Origin of the sequence: Oceanispirochaeta sp. (assembly GCF_027859075.1) — a bacterium.
Taxonomy (GTDB): Bacteria; Spirochaetota; Spirochaetia; order DSM-2461; family DSM-2461; genus Oceanispirochaeta.
In genome coordinates, this window is sequence record NZ_JAQIBL010000143.1 from 1 (window position 1) to 10,797 (window position 10,797).

Annotated in this window: 8 protein-coding genes; 7 read left to right on the forward strand and 1 reads right to left on the reverse strand. The window is 49.0% G+C overall.

Annotation, left to right across the window (positions count from 1 at the left end; all coding sequences use genetic code 11):
* The coding region (locus tag PF479_RS08175) for a group II intron maturase-specific domain-containing protein (RefSeq protein ID WP_298004722.1) at positions 1-498 on the forward strand (498 nt) is incomplete at its 5' end.
* Between the two features lie 84 nt (positions 499-582).
* On the opposite strand, the gene PF479_RS08180 is transcribed toward PF479_RS08175, so the two are convergent.
* Complete coding sequence (locus PF479_RS08180) at positions 583-1,839, reverse strand: hypothetical protein (RefSeq protein WP_298004724.1); 1,257 nt, start codon at positions 1,837-1,839, stop codon at positions 583-585.
* Between the two features lie 196 nt (positions 1,840-2,035).
* Between PF479_RS08180 and cysD the strand changes: the two genes are divergently transcribed.
* The 6 genes from cysD to PF479_RS08210 form a co-directional block, all read left to right on the forward strand.
* On the forward strand, positions 2,036-2,917 hold the full coding sequence (gene cysD, locus PF479_RS08185; protein WP_298004727.1) for a sulfate adenylyltransferase subunit CysD: 882 nt from the start codon (positions 2,036-2,038) through the stop codon (positions 2,915-2,917).
* Positions 2,917-4,728 (forward strand): GTP-binding protein, encoded by a 1,812-nt coding sequence (locus PF479_RS08190; RefSeq protein WP_298004730.1) that lies wholly within the window; start codon positions 2,917-2,919, stop codon positions 4,726-4,728. The genes cysD and PF479_RS08190 overlap by 1 nt, the downstream gene beginning before the upstream one ends.
* Entirely contained in the window at positions 4,725-6,017 is a 1,293-nt protein-coding gene (locus PF479_RS08195) for a cysteate synthase (RefSeq protein ID WP_298004733.1), read from the forward strand. Before PF479_RS08190 ends, PF479_RS08195 begins: the two co-directional genes overlap by 4 nt.
* Positions 6,018-6,045: 28 nt before the next feature.
* On the forward strand, positions 6,046-7,329 hold the full coding sequence (locus PF479_RS08200) for a pyridoxal phosphate-dependent aminotransferase family protein (protein ID WP_298004736.1): 1,284 nt from the start codon (positions 6,046-6,048) through the stop codon (positions 7,327-7,329).
* Positions 7,316-8,038: a phosphoadenylyl-sulfate reductase gene (locus PF479_RS08205; protein ID WP_298004740.1), complete on the forward strand. Its 723-nt coding sequence runs from the start codon at positions 7,316-7,318 to the stop codon at positions 8,036-8,038. Before PF479_RS08200 ends, PF479_RS08205 begins: the two co-directional genes overlap by 14 nt.
* Before the next feature lie 211 nt (positions 8,039-8,249).
* Positions 8,250-10,797 (forward strand): thiamine pyrophosphate-dependent enzyme (locus PF479_RS08210; protein ID WP_298004743.1); only part of this gene is annotated, 2,548 nt, incomplete at its 3' end.

A 10,797-nucleotide genomic window follows, 5' to 3' on the forward strand; every position in this document is an offset into this window, starting at 1 on the left:
TACGGAAAACAGGAAAAACTAGGTATGGTCATGCCTCAAAAGAAGAAACTGAAAAAGCTTGAAGACCGAATAAGATTAATTACCCGGCGAAATCGTGGTGTAAGGATTGAAACGGTCATAGCCGAGCTTAACAGTATATTCAGAGGATGGATTGGATACTTTGCGAGAAGCTCCATGAAGAAATACCTTGAACGTTTGATGGAATGGACAAGAAGACGAATCCGTCAATATCTATGGAAGCAGTGGAAGAATGGCAAGAACCGGAAACATCGCCTGAGGCAATTGGGTGTAAGTGACTCGGTTCTGAAACATTGGAAACTCGGAAGCAATTCCTACTGGAAGATGGCTGGTGTTTTGAACCCTCTGTTACGTAACGAGGTGATTCACAATCACTTCGGATTGTTGGATGTTGCAGGTTTCTATAAGAGACTTCATACTAAACGTATGGAGTATGATCGGGTGGTACTTGATTGCAGGTACCATAGTCTATTTGGTTGAACCGCCGTATACCGAACGGTACGTACGGTGGTGTGAGAGGCGGGAATCTATAGATTTCCGCCTACTCGATTGCTTTGTAGAATATTATGGTGTTGGCGGAGTGTCGGTTGATTTTTTGTATGAACCCATAAAATTGACACTATCTACTAGAGAACTGAATTGGTCATAGACTTCTAATCTAAAATTGAAAGCTCCGTAGGGTAAGCCATCCCAGGTTTCAGTTTTATCAAACTGAAGTTCCAGATAACCATCCTGAGCTGATACTGCAAAACAATTGGTGGGATTACCATTGATATTTGCTACCCATGCTGATCCACCGTCATGATCTGCATGAAATGTGTAATTATATGTTCCTTCACTATGATTTGCGTTCAGGTTGTATGATACCAAATTTCCTGAACTGTCAAATTGAGCAGGATCATCAAAAGTCACAAGCATATAGATATTCTCATCATCCTGCTGCATATATATTTTATCGATATCACAGTTATTATCTGTTCCTGTATCATCACCTAAAAAGTCCTGGTACCAGACTCCGTAATCTTCCCATTCAAATGATCCATCGTATGAACCATTAATACTGGGAGTACCCCTTGGGAACTGAACAATCGGCACATCTTCGCTGGGGGTGGCTTCAGCGGCTCCTTTAATTAGGATGATATAATTATTATCATCATCATTAATATGATCCAGACCACCATCTCCGTCACTTATTTGGTAGGGCTCATACCAGGTGTCCAGATTGAAATTCATCTTCTCATTAGTTCCTAATTCATCCCAATAAACTGTTTTTGATATTCCGAACTCTATGGCCTGAACTCCGGGATCAAATCCGGGAAATCGGAACGCTGGATCTTCAAGGGGGTATCCATCCCAGGTATCAGCATCAATACGGTAATTATAATTAGACCACCAGTACATTGTTCCATCCGAATTGTGGGATAAATTTATGGCGTTCACACTGTAGTTGTCGTTTTCGTCATGCATATTTATACTAAACTGAGTTCCCGGATTTTCAAGAGGAATACCATTCTCAGTTGATAGATAGAAGTAAAGGTTTTCATCGTCCTGAGCGACTTTGATAATATTAATGTCACCCCCGGGAATTGTAGGTAAACCGGAGTTTGTGCCTTCAAATGTAGTGTCATAAACGTATGTCGGCACTGAGTCCCAATCAAATAAACTCCCGTCCAGAACAATGGCTGCCACCGGAGGATTGTAAGCACCCCCTGTTAATTTAGGATCAAAGGGATTGTCATAAATCTTTTCCTCATAGAGGAAACAGGTCACCAACAATAATGTTAAAGAGGAAACAAGAACTGCCCGAATAATTCTTTTCATGTTTATTATTCTAACCCTGAAAAAATGAATTGTTAAGAGTTTATAAGATATATTTTATAATGATAAGCCTCAGATCCATTATTCTTAACTTTGATGCCCCGAAGATAACAGTTCGGTCGTTCACTCTTCCATTAAGATTTATTAACATAAGCCAATTCCTTTTGACAGAGCATCTCTCCCCTCTGTACTGTTAAGCATGAACCAACTTGATCAATTAGAAAGCATCGGCGTCCGGATACTCCGGGAAGCCTATTCCAATTTTAAGAATCTGTGCATGCTCTGGTCGATTGGAAAAGACAGCACCGTTCTTTTATGGCTGGCACGTAAAGCCTTTTACGGTCATGTTCCTTTCCCTCTGGTGCACATCGACACTCATTTTAAGATTCCAGAGATGATCGAATACAGGGACCGCCTGACCCGTGAATGGAATCTTCCCATGGTCTACGGAGAAAACTCGGAGGCTCTGGCGGCCGGGCAGACATATCCCGACGGGAATGTTGACCGCCTGACCTGCTGTCGGCTCCTCAAGGCAGAGGCTTTGAAAAACACATTGAATGGAAACTGGAAACGCTACCGCTTTAATCACGGTACTGACCGTTATGAACTGGATGATAACAAGGATCTGTACACCGGAGTCATCGTGGGAGTCCGGGCCGATGAAGAGGGCTCCCGCTCCAAAGAGCGGTATTTCAGTCCCAGGGATAAGGAGAATATCTGGGATGTGGGTGATCAGCCTCCCGAATTTTGGAATCAGTTCAAGACAGATTTTGCCCCGGGTTCCCATGTGAGAATCCATCCTCTTCTGGACTGGACGGAAACAAATATATGGGAGTACATCGAAAGGGAAAAGATCCCCACAGTTTCCCTGTATTACAATCAGGGTTCCGGTGAGCGCTACCGCTCCCTGGGATGCGGACCCTGTACCCATTCGGTACAGTCGGAGGCCAGGAATGTTTCCGAAATCATCTCCGAATTAAAAACCGGTAAATTTGCTAACATCGCCGAACGTTCGGGCCGGGCCCAGGATAAGGAAGACGGGGGTGGACTGGAAACCCTGAGACGGGACGGGTACATGTGATGCAGCGCGAGCAGATGAACATCGTCTTTACCGGTCATGTGGATCATGGCAAAAGCACAGTTGTAGGCCGGCTTCTGGCCGATACGGGAAGCCTCCCCGAGGGGAAGCTGGAACAGATCCGCCGGGATTGTGAAAAAAACTCCAAACCCTTTGAGTATGCCTTTCTCCTGGATGCTCTGAAGGATGAACAGTCTCAGGGAATTACCATCGACGCCGCCCGGGTCTTCTTCAATTCCGATAAGAGAGACTATATTATTATTGATGCTCCCGGTCATATTGAGTTTTTAAAGAATATGATCACCGGGGCGGCCCGGGCAGAGGCAGCTTTTCTGGTCATCGATGCGGATGAAGGAATTCAGGAAAACTCCCGGCGTCACGGCTACCTTCTGGCCATGCTGGGGATCAGTCAGGTTTGTGTCATTGTCAATAAGATGGATCTGGTAGGCTACAATCAGCAGGTTTATAAGCGGATTGTCAGGAAATTCTCCCGTTTTTTGAAATCCATCAACCTTCCCAAAGTAAAATTTGTTCCTGTCAGTGGTCGGGAAGGGGATCATATCTATCACAGGATGGACCGTATGCCCTGGTGGGAGGGGGCCACGGTTCTGGAGCTTCTGGATCAATTCAAGAAGAGTGAATCCCTGGAAAGACTGCCTCTGAGAATGCCTGTAACGGATATTTACAAGTTTACAAACTTCGCTGACAGCCGGCGAATCATCGCCGGGACGGCTGAAACAGGTTCCTTCAAGGAAGGGGATGAACTCATCTTCTATCCTTCGGGTAAAAAGAGCCGGGTGAAAAGCATTGAGTCTTTTAATACACAAACTGTGACAGAGGTTTCTGCAGGGAAGGCGACGGGGATTACTCTGGAAGAACAGATCTACCTCTCCCGGGGAGCTCTGGCTTGCCGGGTGGATGAGATGCCCCCCAGGGTGGGGAACTGCCTGATGGTCAGTCTTTTCTGGCTGGGTCGGGAACCCCTTGTTGCCGGCAAAGAGTATTTGCTTAAAACAGGTACCTCAAAAGTCCGCTGCCAGCTGACCGAGATCAGCAAAATCATTGATGCCTCCTCTCTGGATGCCCAGGACAGGAAAAACCAGGTAGACCGGCATGATGTGGCGGAATGTATATTAACTCTTCAAAAGGTGATCGCCTTTGACCTGGTCATGGATCTGCCTCAAACCAGCCGTTTTGTCCTTGTGGATGGGTATGAAATTGCCGGAGGCGGGATTATCCGGGAGGTGGTAGAAGGCCGCCAGAGTGAGTATGGAGACAGACTCATCAGGAGAAACCTGGAATGGGAGAACGGGATTGTCACCGAACTGGACCGGATGCAGCAGTATCAACAGAGACCGGCCCTGATTCTGGTCACAGGAGTACTGAACGGCGGTAATAAGCAATTTGCAGAACAGCTGGAGAAAAAACTCTTTTCTCTGGATAAAACAGTCTATTATCTGGGGTACCGCAGTCTGAAATATGGTCTGGATGCGGACCTTCGGAATGGGTTCCAGAACAGACACAATCAGATGATCAGGGAAGAGCATATCCGCAGGATTTCTGAGATCTCCCATATCATGATGGATGCGGGACTTTTCTTTATTGTGAAGATTGATGCACTGACCTATGAGGAGCGTGATCTGATTCAGCTGCTCATCGGTTCTTCCCGCCTGAAAACCATCTGGGTGGGCCGGGATATCACGACGGATCTGGTTCCGGACTGGCATATCCGCCATCCCGAAAACACGGCAGACCATCTGGAAGAAGTTGATCAAATTATGACAGAATGGGAACTCCTGGGAGATATTAAATGAGTGGAAAAAAGAATGGAAATCACTATAACCTGAAGGCTCTTTGTTGCGGGAAGGACCTTGAAGATGACGGAAGAATCCTGGGATGTCCCGAATGCAGAGACCCTCATTTGTTGAGGGCTTCCTATAAGAAAAAACAGCTTAAAACAGGTGCGATGGAAGAAGGGTTATACCGCTTTTCCGATTGGCTCCCCATACAGCGGGAGCTCAAGGGATCATCCGCTCCGGTGAGCTATAAGAGTGAAGGACTGGCTAAGGCTCTCGGGATGAATAATCTCTGGATTACCTTCAACGGATGGTGGCCCGAAAAGGGTGCTTCCATGAAAACTGGAACCTTCAAGGAGTGCGAGGCTTATGCCGTCTGTGCCCGTATCCCTGAAAATACAGAGGATGTACTGGTGGTCGCTTCGGCGGGCAATACGGCCCGGGCCTTTATGCGGGTCTGTTCGGAGAATAACATTCCCCTGGTGGTCTGCGTTCCAGAGGATAATCTGAATTCTCTCTGGTCGGATGCCCCCGGGGCGGACTGCATTAAAGTCATTGCCTGCGCATCGGGTTCTGATTATTTTGATGCCATTGCCTTATCCAATAAACTCTGCGAAGGAGCAGGATTCTATCCCGAGGGAGGGGCCAAAAATCCGGCCCGCCGGGACGGTATGGGAACAACGGTTCTCTCGGCAGCCATAGAAATCGGGAAGATTCCCGAGTTTTACTTCCAGGCTGTCGGCAGCGGTACCGGTGCCATTGCCGCCTGGGAAGCCGCTCTCCGCCTGGAGGAAGACGGAAATTTTGGCAGGAACAAAATGAAGCTGATGGTCTCCCAGAACGTTCCTTTCCAGATTATCCATGATAGTTGGAAGGCAGACAGCCGGACTCTGCTCGGTCTGGATAACAATGAAGCCCGTCAGCAGTCGCAAATCATCAATGCCAAGGTGCTGTCCAACAGAAAGCCTCCCTATTCTCTGCCCAATGGTCTGTATGATGCCCTGAAGGCCAGTGGGGGAGATGTTCTTTTAGCAGATAATGAGGAAGCAGAAAAAGCAGCCCTTCTGTTTGAACAGAGTGAAGGGAATGATATCTCACCTGCGGCTGCTGTCGCTGTGGCTTCACTGATCAAAGCCCTTGAATCCAGGCAGGTTCATAAGAATGCATTGGTCATGCTGAATATCACCGGTGGTGGAATGGGGCGCTACCAGAAAGAACATACCACGGCACCCACTGTGGCGGACCTGGTCTTTTCCACTGACCAAGAGGTCTCGGATGTGATAGAACAAGTACAGAAATTATTTTAACAAAGAAATATGAGGCAAGGAGAATACTATGATTGATATTTTTGATAAATGTAAAACTGACGGCGGATACTTCGGTTATTATAGAAAAGCGGGAGACCGGGATCTGACCAGGCCGACCATGGACCCCCTGCCCGGAAAGACAATGCAGTACAAGGGCAACGAAGTTGTCATGTGGTCTGTAAACAACTACATCGGGCTGGCGGAGAACGAAGAAGTCAAACAGGTGGCCGCACAGGCTGTTCAGGATTTCGGAACCAGTTCACCCATGGGGTCCCGTATGATGAGCGGCAATACCCAGCATCATCAGGATCTTGAAAAGAGACTGGCCGAGTTTGCCCAGAAAGAAGCGGCTTACCTCTTCAACTACGGGTATATGGGGGTTCTGGGAATCGTTTCATCCCTCTGCGGTTCCAAAGATACTGTCATCGTAGACCGCCTGGCTCATGCCTGTATCCTGGATGCAGCCTCCATGGCCAAGTCAGCAGGTGCCACCATCCGCTACTTCAAACATAACAATATGAAAGATCTGGAAAGCGTTCTGCAACAGGTGAATAAGAACAGGGAAGGGGGTGTCATGATCCTCATAGAAGGGGTCTACGGCATGACTGGAGACCTGGCTGATCTTCCCGGAATCTGTGAACTCAAGGAGAAATACAATGCCCGCCTGTTTATTGACGATGCCCATGGTGTGGGTGTTATGGGTGAAAAGGGCCGTGGAATCGGCGATCATTTCGGGGTTCAGGATCGGGTAGATCTCTATTTTGGTACCTTTGCCAAGGCTTTTGCCGCGATAGGTGGTTATGTGGCGGCAGACCAGGATGTGATTGACTGGATCGCCTTCAATGCACGGACTCAGGTCTTTGCAAAGAGCCTTCCCATGGTGTACGTGAAAGCCCTGGATAAGACTCTGGACTTTGTCATTGCCGGTGATGACCGCCGGAAGATCATGTGGGACAATTCCAGCAAGCTGAAAAAGGGCCTCAAGGATCTGGGGTATTATATCGGGCCGGGGGAATCACCCATCTGCTCTGTCTTTACACCCACCGGAAGTGATGATGTGAACGGTGTGGGGGTCCGGATGGTGAAATACCTCCGTGAGAACCTGATATTTGTAACAGCCGTTGTTTACCCCGTCGTTCCTCCCGGACTCTGTATGTTCCGCATGATTCCCACGACTTCTCATACGGATGTCGAAATCCAAAGAACCGTAGAGGTCTTTGCCAGGATGAAAAAAGATATGAATCTGATGGACTCTGTGAATGAAGAAGACATAAAAAAGATTAGAAAAGTCTACAGAAATGTCAAAGACTGATTTGAAAGACCTCATCCCCGAGTGGCAGCAGGTGCTGGCCGGCTCGGGACCGGAGGATGTTCTGAACTGGGCTTTGAAACAATTCGGAAGTGACAGGCTGATGCAGTCCTCCAGTCTGGGAATGGAAGATATGGTCATTACCGACCTGCTCCGGGAAATATCATCAGACGCCGGGATCTTTACCCTGGACACGGGGCGGTTCTTTCAGGAAAGCTACGACCTGATGGAGGAGATCCGGATCAAATGGAAGACTCCCATTCGTGTCTATTTTCCTGAGGCGAAGGCCGTCGAAGAACTGGTGAGTACAAAGGGGCCGAATTCCTTCTATACCAGCCTTGAAAACCGCAGGGAGTGCTGCCGCATCAGGAAAATTGATCCTCTGAAGCGGGCCCTGGATGGTCTGGATGCCTGGATTTGCGGTCTCCGGCGGGATCAGTCAGTGACCCGGCAGGCCGTAGAGTTTGTTGAATGGGATGAGGCGTTTTCCCTGGTGAAGATCAATCCTCTCGCTCAATGGAGTGAAGATCAGTGCAGGGATTACATCAAAGACCACTCCGTTCCTATCCATATTCTGCACAAAAAGGGTTACCCTTCCATCGGATGTGCTCCCTGCACGAGGGCGGTCAGGGAGGGAGAGGATATACGTTCCGGCCGGTGGTGGTGGGAAAACCCTGAAAGCAGGGAATGCGGACTTCATAAAAAAAAGTGATCAATCCCTTCTTTCCCTCCTATAGACTCTAAATTCACATAGTGTTTTCGTACTAATTGATCAAATCACCCTTTTCAGATCAGGGAAAAGCTTATAAGGTATATATATTAAAATGACATATATTGGGAATGTGTCAAAATAAAGGCCCTTAGGCCTTAACAGAATACCCGTCGAAGCTGCAAATCAGCTTTGATAGATAATTGGAGGCGCAATGGACTTATCTACCTTCCGAAAAAATTACACCACCATGGTGACTGCTAGAGAAATGGATCTTCTGGAACAAAGCTACACCGGCAGAGGTGAGGCGTTCTTTCATGTTTCAGGGGCCGGCCACGAAGGAACCTGTCTACTCCAGGACTTTCTTGGCCCCCAGGACTGGCTGCACTGCCATTACAGAGATAAAGCCCTTATGCTGGCCAGAGGCATTTCGCCGGAAATGTTCTTCATGTCCCTTTTTAATAAAGATGGTTCTCATTCCAGAGGCCGTCAGATGAATGCTCATATGAGTGATCCCGAAAAAAAAGTACTGAGTATTGTAGGACCTGTGGGAAACAGTGCCCTACAGGCCGCGGGGGTCGCCGAAGCGGTGAAAGCCAATGCGGATCATCCCATCGTTCTCTGCGGACTGGGAGACGGGATGTCACAACAGGGAGAGGTTCTGGAAGCCGTCGCCCATGCGGTCCGCAAAGAACTTCCGGTTCTCTTTTTTATCCAGGATAACCAGTTTGCCATTTCTACCAAGACCGAAGGGCAGACCTTTTTTTCCAGACCAGACGGCCCGGCCGGGGATTATTACGGCATTCCCATCACAAGACTGGATGGACGTCATCCTGCCGATCTTCCCGATGCCTTCGAGGCACTGGTCGGTGAAATGCGGCAAAACAGGAAGCCTCAGATTGTCGTCTTTTCGGTGGACCGTCTTCACAGCCATACCAATGCGGATGACCATAGGGTCTACCGCAGTGAAGATGAAATTCAGGCAGCCCGGGAAACAGGTGATCCCATCATCCATCTGGGGAATTGGCTGATAGAGCAGGGAATTCCTGCAGAAGAACTGGACCGGGACGTTGAAAAAATACGAATAACCCTGGCTGAGACGGCACGGAAGGTGCAGCAGTCTGCAGATCCGCAGCCCGTGTTTACGGCTAAAAGAGAGCTGCCTGCCCATTTGAGTGATCCCGACCAGGAATACAGGGGCACTCCCGGGAAAGAAGCCCTGACCATGATCGAAGCTCTCAGGGAAACTCTCCGTTTTCAAATATCACGGAATCCCGGAGTAGAACTTTTGGGAGAAGACCTGGAAGACCCCAAGGGGGATGTCTTTGGTGTGACTAAAACACTGAGCCAGGAGTTTCCCGGACGCGTTCAGAACAGTCCCCTTACGGAATCTACCATCATCGGCCTTTCTGTAGGAAGAGCCCTGGCGGGGAAACACCCCGTTGCCTTTCTGCAGTTTGCCGACTTTCTGCCTATCGCCTTTAATCAGTTATGGGCCGAGGCGGGCAGCATGTTCTGGAGAAGTGACGGCGGATGGCAGTGCCCCATGATCGTCATGGTTTCCTGCGGTGGGTATAAACCGGGACTCGGACCCTTTCATGCCTCCAGTATGGAGGCCGTGGCGGCTCATATCCCCGGAATCGATGTGGTCATGCCCTCCACTGCGGGTGATGCGGCGGGCCTTTTGAATGCCGCCTTTGAATCAAAACGTCCTACCATCTTCTTTTACCCCAAAGCCTGTCTGAATGAAGCCATGAGCCGTACCAGCGGGGATGTTTCCCGTCAGCTTGTTCCCCTGGGGATAGCCCGTAAGCACAGCGAGGGTGATCATATCAGTTTTGTGACTTATGGAAATCCTGTCAAACTCTGTGTGAAAGCCGCAGACACTCTGCTTAAGCAGGGCATCAGCAGCGATGTGATAGACCTCCGGTCCATCAGTCCCTGGGACAGGGCCATGGTCATTGCCTCGGCTGAAAAAACGGGTCGGGTCATCATTGTTCATGAAGAGAACAGAACCGCCTCTATGAGTTCAGAGATTGCCGCAGTGCTGGCAGAGCATGTGAAAAGACCCTTGATGATCAGACGTCTGGTCAGGGAAGATACCTTTGTTCCCTGCAATTTTGACAATCAGCTTGTTCTTCTTCCCTCCTATCAGAAAATTCTTGAAACCGCAGTAGACCTGCTGGATGGGACAATCAGCTGGAAGAAAGAGAAGAGCAGCAATACCGGGTTATTTACTGTTGAAATTATCGGAACCAGTCCGGCAGATGAAACGGCAGCCATCATAGATTGGAAGGTCAAACCCGGCGACAGTATCAGCGAAGGTCAGCTTCTTGCCGATTTCGAAGCCGATAAGGCCGCGGCAGAGCTCATGTCACCCGTGAGCGGGGTGGTGGAAGCCCTGCTTCTGGACGAGGGAGAAGCCGTTGAAATCGGAACCCCTGCCTTGACAGTCAAAACCATCGATACCGGTGAAATCCTGCTGAAGCCCAAAACCAGGGAAGAGCCTGGTGAGCCTCAAATTACCGGGTTGAACCCGGAGGGTGGAACCGTCCTTCCGACAGCTTCGGCAGCTTCCGGGGACAGACGTCCCTGGATTCTGGATTTAGAAGGGGTCATGGGAAGCCGTAAGGTCAGCAATGAAGAGATCATGGAGCAGTGTCCCGGCTGGGAAGAGGGTGAAATCCTTAACATGACAGGCATCGAAAACCGGAACTGGATTGCCCCGGGGGACGATATCATCTCTTTATCTGAAAAAGCTG

Excerpts from the sequence above, each read along its gene's own strand:
- PF479_RS08195 (WP_298004733.1), top strand. The coding sequence starts at position 4,725 with ATGAGTGGAAAAAAGAATGGAAATCACTATAACCTGAAGGCTCTTTGT.
- PF479_RS08200 (WP_298004736.1), top strand. The coding sequence starts at position 6,046 with ATGATTGATATTTTTGATAAATGTAAAACTGACGGCGGATACTTCGGT.
- PF479_RS08190 (WP_298004730.1), top strand. The coding sequence starts at position 2,917 with ATGCAGCGCGAGCAGATGAACATCGTCTTTACCGGTCATGTGGATCAT.
- PF479_RS08205 (WP_298004740.1), top strand. The coding sequence starts at position 7,316 with ATGTCAAAGACTGATTTGAAAGACCTCATCCCCGAGTGGCAGCAGGTG.
- PF479_RS08180 (WP_298004724.1), bottom strand. The coding sequence starts at position 1,839 with ATGAAAAGAATTATTCGGGCAGTTCTTGTTTCCTCTTTAACATTATTG.
- cysD (WP_298004727.1), top strand. The coding sequence starts at position 2,036 with ATGAACCAACTTGATCAATTAGAAAGCATCGGCGTCCGGATACTCCGG.